This is a genomic window from Flexivirga alba (genome assembly GCF_042661025.1).
Classification (GTDB): Bacteria; Actinomycetota; Actinomycetes; order Actinomycetales; family Dermatophilaceae; genus Flexivirga; species Flexivirga alba.
In genome coordinates, this window is sequence record NZ_JBHSWH010000001.1 from 1589837 (window position 1) to 1603493 (window position 13657).

At 67.2% G+C, this 13657-nt stretch carries 16 protein-coding genes; 13 read left to right on the forward strand and 3 right to left on the reverse strand.

Annotated elements, in window-relative coordinates; genetic code table 11:
- The first annotated feature begins 6 nt into the window (after positions 1 to 6).
- From macS to ACFQDH_RS07730, 5 genes are all read left to right on the forward strand, one after another.
- The gene (macS, locus tag ACFQDH_RS07710; protein WP_382400039.1) at positions 7 to 1173 is read left to right on the forward strand and encodes a MacS family sensor histidine kinase; all 1167 of its coding nucleotides are present in this window, start codon (positions 7 to 9) and stop codon (positions 1171 to 1173) included.
- A gap of 18 nt (positions 1174 to 1191) precedes the next feature.
- Positions 1192 to 1470 (forward strand): response regulator, encoded by a 279-nt coding sequence (locus tag ACFQDH_RS07715; RefSeq protein ID WP_382400041.1) that lies wholly within the window; start codon positions 1192 to 1194, stop codon positions 1468 to 1470.
- A gap of 1 nt (position 1471) precedes the next feature.
- Positions 1472 to 1852, forward strand: a complete 381-nt coding sequence (locus ACFQDH_RS07720; RefSeq protein ID WP_382400043.1) for a LuxR C-terminal-related transcriptional regulator — start codon at positions 1472 to 1474, stop codon at positions 1850 to 1852.
- A gap of 318 nt (positions 1853 to 2170) precedes the next feature.
- Entirely contained in the window at positions 2171 to 3727 is a 1557-nt protein-coding gene (locus ACFQDH_RS07725) for a DUF2339 domain-containing protein (protein ID WP_382400045.1), read from the forward strand.
- Between the two features lie 406 nt (positions 3728 to 4133).
- A complete protein-coding gene (locus ACFQDH_RS07730) occupies positions 4134 to 5378 on the forward strand; it encodes an MFS transporter (protein ID WP_382400047.1) in 1245 nt (414 codons plus the stop codon).
- Here ACFQDH_RS07730 and ACFQDH_RS07735 read toward each other — a convergent pair.
- Both ACFQDH_RS07735 and ACFQDH_RS07740 read right to left on the reverse strand, forming a co-directional pair.
- A complete protein-coding gene (locus ACFQDH_RS07735; RefSeq protein ID WP_382404830.1) occupies positions 5332 to 5982 on the reverse strand; it encodes a DedA family protein in 651 nt (216 codons plus the stop codon). The two genes, ACFQDH_RS07730 and ACFQDH_RS07735, sit on opposite strands and share 47 nt — an antisense overlap.
- Positions 5983 to 6311: 329 nt before the next feature.
- Positions 6312 to 6932, reverse strand: a complete 621-nt coding sequence (locus ACFQDH_RS07740) for a mycothiol transferase (RefSeq protein WP_382400049.1) — start codon at positions 6930 to 6932, stop codon at positions 6312 to 6314.
- A gap of 96 nt (positions 6933 to 7028) precedes the next feature.
- On the opposite strand from ACFQDH_RS07740, the gene ACFQDH_RS07745 reads away from it, so the two are divergent.
- From ACFQDH_RS07745 to ACFQDH_RS07755, 3 genes are read left to right on the forward strand one after another with little or no spacing between them, the layout of a single operon-like run.
- Positions 7029 to 7982, forward strand: coding sequence for a helix-turn-helix transcriptional regulator (locus ACFQDH_RS07745; protein WP_382400051.1), 954 nt, complete (start codon positions 7029 to 7031; stop codon positions 7980 to 7982).
- Positions 7983 to 8633, forward strand: a complete 651-nt coding sequence (locus ACFQDH_RS07750) for a TrmH family RNA methyltransferase (RefSeq protein ID WP_382400053.1) — start codon at positions 7983 to 7985, stop codon at positions 8631 to 8633.
- An 11-nt stretch (positions 8634 to 8644) separates the two neighbouring features.
- Complete coding sequence (locus tag ACFQDH_RS07755) at positions 8645 to 9079, forward strand: SRPBCC family protein (protein WP_382400055.1); 435 nt, start codon at positions 8645 to 8647, stop codon at positions 9077 to 9079.
- Between the two features lie 240 nt (positions 9080 to 9319).
- On the opposite strand, the gene ACFQDH_RS07760 is transcribed toward ACFQDH_RS07755, so the two are convergent.
- Positions 9320 to 9886, reverse strand: coding sequence for a dihydrofolate reductase family protein (locus tag ACFQDH_RS07760; protein WP_382400057.1), 567 nt, complete (start codon positions 9884 to 9886; stop codon positions 9320 to 9322).
- Positions 9887 to 10052: 166 nt separating this feature from the next.
- Here ACFQDH_RS07760 and ACFQDH_RS07765 point away from each other — a divergent pair, with 166 nt between their 5' ends.
- The 5 genes from ACFQDH_RS07765 to ACFQDH_RS07785 all read left to right on the forward strand — a co-directional run bounded on the left by ACFQDH_RS07765 (position 10053) and on the right by ACFQDH_RS07785 (position 13644).
- Positions 10053 to 10415: a YciI family protein gene (locus ACFQDH_RS07765; RefSeq protein ID WP_382400059.1), complete on the forward strand. Its 363-nt coding sequence runs from the start codon at positions 10053 to 10055 to the stop codon at positions 10413 to 10415.
- Complete coding sequence (locus ACFQDH_RS07770; RefSeq protein ID WP_382400061.1) at positions 10412 to 10765, forward strand: YciI family protein; 354 nt, start codon at positions 10412 to 10414, stop codon at positions 10763 to 10765. Before ACFQDH_RS07765 ends, ACFQDH_RS07770 begins: the two co-directional genes overlap by 4 nt.
- On the forward strand, positions 10762 to 12135 hold the full coding sequence (locus ACFQDH_RS07775; protein WP_382400063.1) for an RNA polymerase sigma factor: 1374 nt from the start codon (positions 10762 to 10764) through the stop codon (positions 12133 to 12135). The genes ACFQDH_RS07770 and ACFQDH_RS07775 overlap by 4 nt, the downstream gene beginning before the upstream one ends.
- An 82-nt stretch (positions 12136 to 12217) precedes the next feature.
- A complete protein-coding gene (gene fbaA / locus ACFQDH_RS07780; protein WP_382400065.1) occupies positions 12218 to 13240 on the forward strand; it encodes a class II fructose-bisphosphate aldolase in 1023 nt (340 codons plus the stop codon).
- Complete coding sequence (locus ACFQDH_RS07785; protein ID WP_382400067.1) at positions 13240 to 13644, forward strand: DUF3151 domain-containing protein; 405 nt, start codon at positions 13240 to 13242, stop codon at positions 13642 to 13644. The genes fbaA and ACFQDH_RS07785 overlap by 1 nt, the downstream gene beginning before the upstream one ends.
- The last annotated feature ends 13 nt before the right edge of the window (positions 13645 to 13657 follow it).

The window sequence follows — 13657 nt, forward strand, 5'->3', positions numbered from 1 at the left end:
GAGCACGTGGAACGCGTGGTGGTGCAGATCGACGCCGACGCCACGCTGCCTTTCTGGCGCGGGGCGCAGGTCTTCCGGTTCGCGTCGGTCGCCTACGCGATCGGGGCGCAGATCGTGTCGGTGCGGGCGCAGGCGCCGCCCGGCTCAGGCGTCGCGGCATACAGCCATCCGCTGATCAGCTGGCTGCTGATCGCCCTGCTGGTCATCTGGTCCGGCGTGAGCGGGCTGGTTTATGCGTTCGAACTGCTGCCGCGACCGCCCATGGTGATCGTGGAGCTTGTCATCACGGTGCTGCTGATCGCCTCGACGGTGTGGGTCGTGCGACCGGAATACTTCCACCATCATCAGAGCCTGCCGTCGACGTTCTGGATCACCAATGCCGTCGTGTCGGTCGCCCTGCTGTGGGGCCCGATAGCCGGTGGTGCGGCAGGTGTCGGCTTCTCGTTGCTCAGCCTCGGCATCGAGCAGCAGATGCACAACTTCGTCACCGATGCCACCACTCCGATCCTGCTCACCGTCGGGGTGACTCTCGGGATCGGCGCACGCATCGTGTCGCGCGCTCAGCAAGAACTGTCGGCGGCGGTCCGGATGCAGGCCGCGACGAAGGAACGCGAGCGGCTGGCCCGGGAAGTGCACGACGGCGCGCTGCAGGTGCTGGCCCTGATGCGGCGCCGCGGTGCGGATCTCGGCGGTGACGCCGAGGAGCTGGGCCGCCTCGCCGGCGAGCAGGAGGAGGCCCTGCGCATGCTGATCAGTGAGCAGGCCGCGATACCCGGCATCGACGAATCGACCGAACTGCGCAGCCGCCTGCAGGCGGTGCTGCCGGCGTCGGCCGCGTTCTCGGGTCCGGCCGAGCCGGTCTATCTGTCGAGCGCCGCGGTGACCGAGTTGGTGGCCGTGGTCCGCACCATCCTGGACAACGTCGATCGGCACGCGGGTGCCGACGCCCGGGCCTTCCTGCTGTTGGAGGACCTGGGCGACGAGGTCGTCCTCACGGTCCGCGACGACGGGCCCGGCATACCCGAGGGGCGGCTCGAAGCCGCGTTGGAAGAGGGCCGCATGGGAGTCAGCAAGTCGATCCGCGGACGGATGAACGAGCTCGGCGGCGAAGCATTGCTGGAGACCGGGCCGGACATCGGCACCGAGTGGGAGCTGCATGTTCCCCGCAACTGAGACGGCAGGATGAGACCCGTGACTGAGACGCAGCGAACGACGGTGATGGTCGTCGATGACCATCCGATGTGGCGGGACGGCGTGAGCCGCGACCTGGAGGGCTCCGGCTTCACGGTCGTCGCGACCGCTGACAGCGTGGCCTCCGCGGCGACGCGGGCACGGGCGACCCAGCCGCAGGTCGTGCTGATGGACATGCAACTGCCCGACGGCAACGGCGCCGAGGCGACCGCTCGCGTGCTCGAAGTGGCGCCGCAGGCCAACGTGCTCGTGCTGGTCGGCGTCCTCCGAACGCGATGACGTGCTGCAGGCGGTCAAGGCCGGCGCCTGCGGCTATCTCGTCAAAAGCGCATCCGCGGCCGAATTGCTCGAAGCGGTCAACGCCACGGCCGACGGGCAGGCAGTCTTCACGCCCGGACTCGCGGGCCTCGTACTCGGCGAATACCGGCGTATGGCGAGCGAGCCCACGCCTGCTGGCGCGGAGCCGACGCCCGGCCTCACGCCGCGCGAGCTCGAAGTGCTTCGACTGGTCGCAAAAGGCTTGAGCGCCAAGCAGATTGGACGTCGCCTGGATGTCAGCCACCGCACGGTCGAGAACCACGTGCAGGCCACGTTGCGCAAGTTGCAGTTGTCCAACCGGATCGAACTCACGCGATACGCGATCGAGCACGAACTCGACTGAGCGCTCGTCCACTTGGGTCGAACCGGGTGATGGCCACAGCCCGTCCGTTTCCGACAATCCCCAGGTCCGCTGAGTAGTCGTACTCAAGCCTGCCAGCCTTGGCGAAGCCAGCCTTGAGGGCATGAATACGACACCGCAGAATCCAGGTCCCAATGGGCCGGGCATGCCCCTGGCCAACCAGTTCCCCGGTCGGCCGGGCCCCGCGCCCGCCAACCCGTTCGCCGGTCCCGCGTCCCCCTACCAACAGGGTGGCGCGGGACCCGGTCTGCCGCCATACCCCGTGCGACCGCCGGTGATGAAGCCGCGCAAGGCACCGTGGTGGCAGCGCGAGGAGTCGTCAGCAAGCTGCTCGTCCTCGCTGGTGGCGCCATCACACTCATCGGCGTCGTCATGCTGCTGGTGATCGCGGCTCGCGCCGGCCTGCTCAACCCGCAAGTACGGGTCGGCGGCGGCGCTGCGCTGTCGGTCGCGCTCATCGCTGCGGCGCTGCGGGTGCACGGACGACCGGGCGGCAGCATCGGCGGCACCGCGCTCGCCGGCACCGGCATCGCGGGCCTGTTCATCGTCACGGTCGCCATGACCAGCTTCTACGAATGGATCCCGGCGCTCGGAGGCCTTGCGCTCGCCGGTGCCATCGCCGGTGCGGCCGGCGCACTCGCCGTCCGCTGGCGTTCCGAACTGCTCGCCGTCGCGGTCACCGTTGCTGTTGCGGCGCTCGCGCCGGTGCTCACCGATGGCGTGACCATCGGACTCGTGTGGTTCCTGGTGATCCTGCAGGCTGCCGGCATCTGGCCCGAACGACTGCGCGGCTGGTGCTACCTCGGTTTCGTCCGGACCCTCCCTGCGGCCGGTGTGGCGCTGGTCTACATCACCGACTTCCACACGGTCTCGTCCCTGCCCGCGGCACTCACCATCGCCGCGCTCGGTGTCCTGTCATTGGTCGTCTCGATCGGCAAGGACGACGAACTGCACACCGCCACTTTCGTGACGGCCATGCTGCCGATCGCCGCGCAGCTCAACCATCTCGACCGTCCCGTCGCGATCCTGACCGGCGGTGCTGCCGCTGCGGCGCTGGCCGCGGTCGCGTTCGCTGTCCCGCAACTGGGCACTGTTCGCCGGATCGCCCTCGGCGGTGTCGCGGGCTGCCTCGCCATCGAGTCCGCGTTCGTCTTCACACACGGCTCCTGGTTGCCCGTCCTGGTGCTGCTGCCCGGCCTGCTGGTCACCGCCATCGCGACCTCCTCGAAGTCGATCGTCACCACCGTCTTCGGGCTGGCCTTCGGTGTCGTCGGCGGTGCGGCATACACCTGCTTCGCCAACCCGGCGGCGCTCTCCTTCTCCGGTCGCGCCGACGCCGACTTGTCCTTCGCCACGATGGTCGGCGGCATCCTGCTCGGGGCCTGGGCGGTGCTCGCGGCCCAGGCGCTGATGGGGTCGGCACTGCGGGTGCGACCTACTATCGCCGCGACGGGCGCCGGTGTCGTCGGGTTGTATGGCGCAACGGCCGCGTCCGTCTCGTTCGGTTCCTCGGTCGCCGGGACGGCCGGCTTCCACACCGCCCACCTGGGCGTGACGGTCCTGTGGGTGTCGGTCGCGATGTTCCTGATGGGCCTCGGCATTCACCTTCCGCGGTATGGCGCCGCAGCGTTGGGCGCCGGGCTGTTGCTCACCGGCTGTGGCATCGCCAAGTTGTTCCTCTTCGACCTGTCGACGCTCGGCGGGGCGACGCGGGCGGCGGCGTTCATCGTCGTCGGACTGGTGCTTCTCTTCGCCGGATCCCGCTACGCCCAGGCGTACGCCCGGATGCGCGGCGGCCCGGGCAAGGGCGACGTCCACAACCAACCGCAGCCGCCGGCTCCCGTCGCGATGCACTGATAACGCTGCGGTATCCGCACTCGCGGGCTGAAGCGGTCCGACCTTCCGGATGAAGGGTCGGGCCGCTTTGGTGCGCGTTAGTAGTGGCGCGGCGGAGTGGTGGTGAGGGGTAGCAGTGGACGCGCGGCGGAGTGGTGTTCGTGTGCCCGGGTCCTGCAGATGGTGCGGGTGTGATCGCGCACGGTGTGAAGGCCCGGAGTGGTTGGCCGGGGCCACTGTGGTTTGGGGCCAGCAAGAGGTGCGCCATGCCGCACCTCTTGCAGGCCGGTGGCCCGGCGCGGTTCCGGCGGTACTCCCGGCCCTGCCAATCGTGCGCAGAGCGGACCGCACCATCTGCAGGCCGACGATGGCGAAAGACCGCAGCCGGTGGTGGCGCTGGTGGATATGAAGCAGTAGCTTCATATCTATGAAAGGACAGCTTCACGAATCTGTATGGCGGCACCGCGATGTACGAATCGTCGTTCCGGGTCGAGCGCTGTCGCTGATCGGCGACGGGATGCTGACCGTCGTCCTGTTGCTCCACCTGCACGACGGCGGGTATGGCGCGCTCGCGGTCACCGGGCTGATGGTGATTGAGGCGATGCCGCTGGTGGCGTTGATCGGGGTGGCCGGGCGGATCGCCGACTCGCACGATTCGCGGATGATCCTCGTGAGTGCGTTGGTGGTCCAGTCGATCGCGTGTGTCGTGCTGGCGACCGATCCCTCGTTGTTCGCGATCTATCTACTCGTGGCGGTGTTGCAGACCGCGCAGGCGGTGATCTCGCCGACCTGGTCGGGTCTGACGCCGCGTCTTGTCGGCGAGGACGAGGTCGGTCGCCTCGTTGCGCTGAACCAAGGGCTTGCTCAAACGCTGGTACCGGTCGGCGCAGCTCTCGGCGGCCTTGCGTATGGCGTCGCCGGAATGCGACTCGCCGTCCTCGTCGATGCGGCGACGTTTGCGGCGCTGGCAGTGGCGGCATACACGGTGCGGACTCGGCGGGGTGGTGCGCTGGTCCAGTCGCTCACCCACGCCGACTGGCGAGACGGGCTGCGGGTGCTCCGCGCGGATCACATCGTCTGGCCGCTGTTCGTCGCCTCGATTCCGTTCGTCGGAATCCTGGTGGGTACCAACGTTGTCGAGGTCTTTCTCGTGCGCGACGACCTCGGGATGTCGGCTCAGTGGTACGGCTTCGCCGACCTGGTGATGGTCGCGGGCGCCATACCGGGTGCGGTGCTCGCGGGGCGGATCGCGTCCGACGACGGTCGCGTGCGGGCAGTTCTCGGGAGCTTCCTGATGCTTGCGGTCTGTGTTGTGATCTGCGGTATGACGCCGTGGTTCTGGTTGTTCCTGGTGATGGTGCTCGGCATCGGACTGGCGGCCGCGGTCATGAGCTCGTGCTTCGGCGCATTGTTCATCCTGCGCACGCCCGAGGAGTTCCGAGGGCGGGTGAGTTCTGCGGTGAACGGAGTCCTGCAGGCTGCGAGCATCGTCTCGCTCGTGGTGGTCGGCGGGATCGGCGCGGCCGTCGGGGCGCGCCCGACCTTCGTGGTGGCCGGTGCCGCTGCCTTCGTAGTCGTGCTTGTCGCCGCGCCGCGGGTGCTCGCGCGCGCAAGTGGCGAAAGAGTTACTCGCCGGCGGTCGCTGCAGCCGACTTCTGGCGACGGTGCTTGAGGTATTCGTAGGCCATCGGGATCACCGAGAGGATCACGACGAACATGATCGCGACGTCGATCTTGTCGCCGAGGCCCGGGAAGGTCTTGCCCAACACGACTCCCGCGCCGACGACGATCGCGACCCACAGGACGGCTCCGACGGCGCTCCAGGTGAAGAAGCGCTTGCGGTCCATCCGGCCGGCGCCCGCGACCAGGGTGATGAAGGTTCGTACGATCGGCACGAAACGCCCGATGACCAGCGCCTTGTTGCCGTGCTTGTCGAAGAAGGCGTTCGTCTTCTCGAAGTACTCCTTCCGGAGGATCCGTCCGTCGCGCTCGTAGATCGGCTTGCCGACCGCGCGGCCGATCTCATAACCGGTGACGTTGCCGGCGAAGGCAACGATCATCAGCAGTGGCACCGAGACGTAGAGCGGTACATGGAAGGCATACTTCGCGCTCGAGCTGAAGAGGCCGATCGCAAACAGCAGCGAGTCGCCCGGCAGGATCGGGAAGAGCACGCCGCACTCGATGAAGACGATCAGCAGTGCAATGACGAAGAAGGCTCCCCCGAATTGGTCGAGGAGGTAGGTGGGGTCCATGAAGCTCGGGCCGAGGGAGTGCATCACGCGGGCAAGCGTACGTGAGCTCTGCTGAGGGGACGCTTAGAGCGGAGTGGGTGCGGGCGAAGGGCCGCGGTGTCCACCCTCGACATAGGTGAAGGCCCCGGGAAGTATGAGTTTCCGGGGCCTTCGTTCCGAGCCGCCGAAGCGATTCGGAAACCGTTCCGCCGAAGCGGTTCGGTTCGATATTTCTACCGTGCTGCGACTTCCCGGCGCAAGGTGTTGGCGCAGAATTCTTTCCGCATACGGCGTGTCGCCACGGACACGCCGCGTCGACCTTGTTCACTGATGGCGCGGCCCTGCCATGTATGAGATGGCGGGGCCTCAGTGCGTCATACGACGGTGGTGGCAGGGTCCTTCGGGCTCCACGGTGTGAACCAGTCGCTGGCCGGCCAGCCCTCGACGGAGCCCATCAGCTCGTACATCGTTGCGCCGTCGATGGATTCGCGGATGATGTCCGCGTGGCCGGCGTGCCGGGCGATCTCCTCGATCGTGTGCAGCAGGGTCCAGCGGATCGTCCACGACTCGACGTCCTTCGGCCACCACGGTGCATCCGTGGGCACGGGCACCCGCTCGCCCAAGTTGTATGACGGCACTTCACGGGTCACCCGCTCGATCAGGGCATCCAGGTTCGTGCGCAGCCGGTCGCCGGTGTCGTCGGCGGTGAGCTCGAATTCGCCGTAGTGCTCCTTGATCCGGTCCTCGTCCGGAGTGGAGTCGTCGACCGGTGGCCAGACTCCCGGTGCTGCCGCGGCGCGGTCCAGCCAGGACGCCGCGCATCGGTTGCCGTGCTTGACGAGGGCCCCGATGCTCAGCGCCGACACGGTCGGAGTCTGCCGAAGCTGCTCGTCGGTCAGCCCGTGGGCCGCGGACTTCAGGCCCAACAGCTGCTGGTTGATGTATCCGGCGAACAACTCGCCCTCGTGGTCGGTCTGCGGTGCGTGAGCAGGCATCTCATCGGTCCCTTCGTGGCTGTGGTGCGGTGGTGTGTAGCAAGGATCTCGGAGCTTGCGGACAGATTCGGTCCTCTGAGCGTCGATGATGGATCCATGGCAACGACGACTGCACGACTGCTGCAACTGCTCGGCCTGCTCCAGGCGCAGGCAGTGTGGACCGGTGAGGAACTCGCCGAGCGACTCGCGGTGACCACCCGCTCGGTCCGCCGCGACGTCGACCGCCTGCGCGAGCTCGGCTACCCGGTGCAGTCCAGCCGGGGGACCGGCGGTGGCTACCAACTGGGCGCCGGCCGGGCGCTGCCACCGCTGCTGCTGGACCAGGAGGAGGCGGTCGCCGTTGCGGTCTGCCTGCGACTCGCTGCCGGTGGGACGGTTGCCGGCGTGGGGGAGGCGGCGTTGCGCACGATGGCGAAGCTGGACCAGGTGATGCCGGCCGCCATACGAGCGCATGTTGCTGCGGTCCAAGAAGCAACGATCTCGGTCGACTATCAGGGCACGACCGTCGACGCCGATTCCCTGCTGGCGCTGGCGCGGGCGGTGCGCGAGCATCACCAGGCACGGTTCGACTACACGGCCCGTGATGGCGCCGCGTCATACCGGCGGGTGGAGCCCTACCGGTTGATCGCGACCGGAAGGCGTTGGTATCTCATGGCTTTCGACCTGGACCGTGACGACTGGCGCTCGTTCCGGCTTGATCGGATGACGGAGGTGCGTGCGTCGACGTTCGGTTTCACGCCGCGCGAGGCACCCGATGCCGAGGAGTACATCCGGCGCTCGGTGCACTCCGGGTGGGAGCAGGAAGCGACCGTGCGGTTGCATTGTGCGGTCGGGGAGGTCGATGAGTATGTCGCCCGCTGGGGCACGCTGACCGCGGTCGACGACGGGCACTGCGACCTGCGGGTCGGCGCACACAGCCTGGACGCGATGGCGTGGTGGTTGCTCCGGTTACCAACGGATTTCGAGGTGCTGGACAACGACGAACTGGTGACGGCATACGGGCGACTGGCGACCCGCACGGCGCAGCTGGCAGGGCATGCGGTTGGCTGAGTGACCGTGGATGACGAGCAAGAGGTCGGTGTCGGGCCGTTTGAGGGCGAGTGGCCGACGCTCCCCGATGGCTCATCGGATCCGCGGTTCGACCCGTCGCTCCTCGCGGACGGGGACCGGCGCAACGTCGAGGACCGCTATCGCTACTGGACGCACGAGGCGATCGTCGCCGACCTGGACACACGCCGGCACGACTTCCACGTCGCGGTGGAGAACTGGGGTCACGACTTCAACATCGGTTCGGTGATCCGGACCGCAAACGCCATGGGTGCCAAGGCTTTTCACATCGTCGGTAAACGTCGGTGGAACCGTCGCGGCGCAATGGTGACCGATCGGTATCAGCACGAATTCCATCACCCCGACGTGGCCGACCTGGTCCGGTGGGCGGAGACCGAAGGGCTGCCGCTGATCGGCATCGACAACCTCCCGGGCAGCAAGCCGATCGAGACCTACGACCTGCCGAAGCGCTGCGTGCTGGTTTTCGGGCAGGAAGGGCCGGGTCTCTCGCCGGAGGCGCAAGAGGCGTGCGTCGACGTGCTGCACATTGAGCAGTTCGGCTCGACGCGTTCGATCAATGCCGGTGCGGCGGCTGCCATTGCGATGCATGTGTGGGTGTTGCGGCACGTACACGACTTCGGCGTTGGTGGTTAGTGTCGGTCTGCATGAGCACCGATGCCGACGTCGCCAGCCGCCACCTCAGTCAGGTCATCCATGTCGACCCGGACGTCGTCTACGCGTTCGCTTCTGACGTCCACAACTTGCCGCAGTGGGCAGCCGGCCTGGCGAACAGCTCGGTCGCCATACATGACGACCACCTCGTAGTCGATTCGCCGATGGGCGGCGTCACCGTCCGGTTCGTTGCGGTCAACGATTTCGGTGTGCTCGACCACGACGTGACGCTGCCGTCGGGGACGACGGTCAACAACCCGGTCCGCGTCATCGCGCACCCGGACGGTGCGGAAGTGATTTTCACCGTGCGGCAGATCGAGCTGACCGACGAAGGGTTCGAGCGTGACCTGCAAACCGTCGGCGAGGACCTCGCTCGGCTGAAGGCTTGCGTCGAATCGCGTTGGCCGGCAGGCGTCAGAAGCCGCTGATCTCGACGGGTGTCTCCGGTATGCCGTGCTCCCGCTGTTCATCCAGCAGAGCAGCAAGCGTGCGAGGCGCGGGACCTCGAGACGGTCGCTCGTACCTCACGACCTCCTCGGCCACCTTGAGGCTCGCTCGTACCTCACGACCTCCTCGGCCACCTTGAGGCGGGCTCGTTCCTCACGACCTCCTCGGCCACCTTGAGACGGGCTCGTTCCTCACGACCTCCTCAGCCACCTCGAGAGATGTCAGCGTGAAGTGACTTGGTAGGTCAGCCACATTGCGCCGCTCGGGGCGACGAGTGAATCCGTCAAAGTGAGCGGCGTCAGGTCGGTGACGCGTTCGGTCAGGCGTCGCCCGACCGGATCGAGGATGGGCGCGACGGTCAGCTGCAACTCGTCGACCAGGCCTTCGGCGAGCAGTGCCTGGGCCAGCGTGATGCTGCCGTGCACCCCGACGTCGCCGGTGGTGCTCGACTTCACCGACGCCACGATCTCGGCGAGTGGGCCGGAGACCGGCTCAGCGTTCGTCCAGTCGCGGTCGAGTGGCCTCGAGGTCACGATGTATTTGCGCACGTTGTTGATGAAGTCCGCGAAGAGGTCCTTCGACGTGGGCCAGAAGCGCGCCCACTCGTCATACATGCCGCGGCCGAGGAGGACAGCCGTCTGGCTGCCGATGAGCCGCCGGAACGGCTCCTCCATCTCGTCGTCGAACTCCGGTGGCGCCGGCTCGGTGGTGTTCGGCGGGAACAGGCGGTTCGGGTCGTCGACCGCACCGTCGAGCGAACAGATGGAGTAGAGAACGAGCTTGCCCATGGGGGATCCCTTCAAGTGTCGGTTGTGTAGATGATGACCACGCGCGAGCACCGAACTCATCGGCGAATGCCGGAAAGTTTCGGCGGAGTTGTCGATTCGGGTTCGCCACACCCGTCATGGTCGTGTCAGAGGATGTGAAGGACGCGAGTTCGAAAGGGAACCAACCATGACCGAATACATGATTGTCCTCGTAGGCGATGCCGACCGCTGGTGGACGAAGATGTCCGACGAGGAACGCAAGCACGGGTATGCCGAATACGGCCGGTTCTCACAGGAATTGGTCGCACGGGGACACAAGATCACCGGCGGTGCGGAGCTGCACGCGACGACCGAGGCGAGGCACATCTCCCCGGGGTCCCAGACGGTGACGGACGGACCGTTCGCCGAGTCGGCCGAACAGCTCGGCGGCTTCTTCACGGTCGAGACCGAGAATGTCGACGACGTGCTCGACTGCTGCAAGATCATCACCGCCCTCGGCGATGGCGTCGAGCTGCGCCGCTGTGTGGATCCTGCGGAGCGTGCGTCATGACGAAATATCTGGTCCTCATCGCGGGCACGGCCGATGAGTGGAACAACGCCGAACCGTCGGATCGTGAGCGTTGGCACCAGGATCACGTCACGTTCGGTCGTGAGGTCGGCGCCGCGATCCTCGCCGGCGAGGCACTGGACGGTGCCAGCACGGCGACGACGGTTCGCCGGCGCACCGGCACTGTGGAAATGACCGACGGGCCGTTTGCGGAGACGGCGGAGCAGATCAGCGGCTTCTACCTGATCGAGGCCGCCAACCTCGATCAGGTAGTCAAGTGGTGCACGTTGTTGCCGGAGATCTACTCCTTGGAGATTCGGCCGTGCGTCCAGATCGAGGGCATGGACGGGTGACGGACCCACTCGCCGACGTATGGCGCGACGAGTGGGGCCGGTTGCTGGCCCTGCTCGTCGCGCAGACGCGTCGGCTGGACCTTGCCGAGGATGCACTGGCCGACGCGTTCGAGCGGGCTGCCCGTGTCTGGCCCGAGTCCGGTATGCCGGACAACCCGCCGGCCTGGTTGATGACCGCGGCGAAGCGGCGGGTGCTGGACCGGTTGCGGGCCGAGGCCGTTGCGGCCCGGAAACAGCCGTTGTTGGCGGTGGAGGAAGAGAAGCGGCAGGTGCAGGAGCTCGGGGATGCTGGTTTCGATACGGCGTCCCCCGCTTCGCTCCTCCCGCCTACTCAATCCGCAGGCTCCGGCACTCGACCCGAAGACTCGGACGATCTGTTGCGGTTGGTTCTGCTGGCCGCGCACCCGGCGCTGAGTGAGGAAGCTGGGGCCGCCTTGACGCTGCGGCTCGTGCTGGGCGTCTCCACCGCGGACATCGCACGGTTGTTCCTGGTGCCCGAGCCGACGATGGCGGCCCGGCTCACGCGCGCTCGCAAGAAGGTCGTGGCGGCGGGGGTACCCCTCGCCATACCCGATGACGAGGTGTTGCCGCAGCGACTGGAAACCGTTGCCCGCGTTGCGTATCTGGCGTTCACGGCGGGTTATGCGCCCGGTAGCGGGGAAGACGTGCTGCGTGCCGAACTGTCGGGGGAGGCCATCCGACTCGTGCAACTGGTGCGGGCAACCGGACACGCTGCTGCGGAGAGCCCCGCGTTGCAAGCGCTACTCGCGCTCATGCTGCTGCAACACGCGCGTCGAGATGCCCGGGTTGCGGCGGACGGATCGCTCGTCCTTCTGCCGGAGCAGGATCGAAAAGCGTGGCATCGCAAGGAGATCGACGCGGGTATGGCGCTGCTGAGCGACCTCACGGCTGGATTTCGATACGTTCCCCCGCTCCGCTCCTCCACTACTCAATCCGCTTTGGGTTCGGGTGTTGCAATGGAGAGTGCGCTCGCGGCGGAGTACGTGTTGCAGGCGCTCATCGCCGCCGAGCATGCGCGCGCGGCACGGCCGCAGGACACCGACTGGCTGGCGATCGCCGACTACTACCGGCAGCTGGAGCAGTTGACCGGGTCGCCGGTGGTCCGGCTGAATCGGGCGGTCGCCGTGGCCGAAGCAGGTGATCTGGACGCCGCTCTGCAGTTGCTCGACGGACTGGACGAGGCGTTGCCGAATTCGCACCGACTACCCGCGGTGCGGGCCGAACTCCTGGCGCGGGCCGGGCGGCATACCGAGGCAGGGGCGGCATTCGACGTCGCGATCGAGCGCTGTGCGAACGAGCGAGAGCGCGAGCAACTGCGGTCCCGACGCGAAGCGCTGCCCACCAGTTGAGGAACAGGCTCTCCACCGCGGGCGGCTCGGGTGGTTGGATGGGTGCCGACTAATCTTCGCCGACGCCTGCAGGAGGGCCTCCATGCCGATCGCGACCCCTGAGAAGTACGCCGAGATGCTCGATCGGGCCAAAAAGGGTGGCTTCGCCTACCCGGCCATCAACGTCTCCAGCAGCCAGACCCTGAACGCCGCGATCAAGGGGTTCGCCGACGCCGGCAGCGACGGCATCATCCAGGTCTCCACCGGTGGCGCGGAGTATTTCTCCGGCCAGGGCGTGAAGAACATGGTGACCGGTGCGCTCGCTATGAGCGCCTTCGCGCACGAGGTCGCCAAGGCGTATGACGTCAACATCGCGCTGCACACCGACCACTGCCCAAAGGACAAGTTGGACGGCTTCGTTCGCCCGCTGCTCGAGGCATCGACCGAGCGGGTGAAGCAGGGCGGGCTGCCTTACTTCCAGTCGCACATGTGGGATGGCTCGGCGGTCGAGTTGCACGAAAACCTCCAGATCGCAGAGGAATTGCTCGGCAAGTGCAAGGCCGCCAAGATCATCCTGGAGGTCGAGGTCGGTGTCGTCGGCGGGGAGGAGGACGGCGTCGAGGGCAAGATCGACGACAAGCTCTACTCCACTCCCGAGGACGCCATCGCCACTGCGCGCGCGCTCGGCACGGGGGAGCAGGGCTACTACATGACCGCGCTGACCTTCGGCAACGTCCACGGCGTCTACAAGCCCGGCAACGTCAAGCTGCGACCCGAGGTGCTGAAGAAAGCGCAGGCCGCCGTCCACAAGGAGTTCAAGACGGCCGACGACAAACCCTTCCACCTGGTCTTCCACGGCGGCTCCGGTTCCGACCCCAAGGACATCGCCGAAGCGGTCTCCTACGGCGTGGTGAAGATGAACGTCGACACCGATACCCAATACGCCTTCACCCGACCGATCGCCGGCTGGATGATCGGCAACTACGAGGGCGTGCTGAAGATCGACGGCGAGGTCGGCGACAAGAAGCAGTACGACCCGCGTGCCTGGGGCAAGGCGGGCGAGACGGGTATGTCGGCCCGGGTCGTCGAGGCCTGCCAGAACCTGGGATCGGCGGGGAAGCACTGATGACGGAGAACCTGCTCGGCATACCCGAGACGAAACTGCCTGTGGATGCTGCGAGTTCGCCGCTCGAGCAGGGCGTCGACCCGCGGGATGTCGCGCGTTCCTACCCGAGTTCTTCGCTGGCCTGGGCGACTCTCGCCGAAGACGCGATGGCCGACGGGGACGTGATCGAGAGCTATGCGTTCGCCCGGACCGGCTATCACCGCGGGCTGGACTCGTTGCGTAAGTCGGGCTGGCGCGGCCAGGGGCCGGTGCCGTGGGAGCACGAGCCGAACCGTGGATTCCTGCGCGCACTCGGTGCTCTGTCCAAGGCCGCCGGTGAGATCGGCGAGTCCGACGAGCAGCGTCGTTGCGCCGACTTCCTGCGCGACTCGTCAGCGACCGCGGCGCGCGAGCTCGGTCTCTGACGCAGGCGCCACC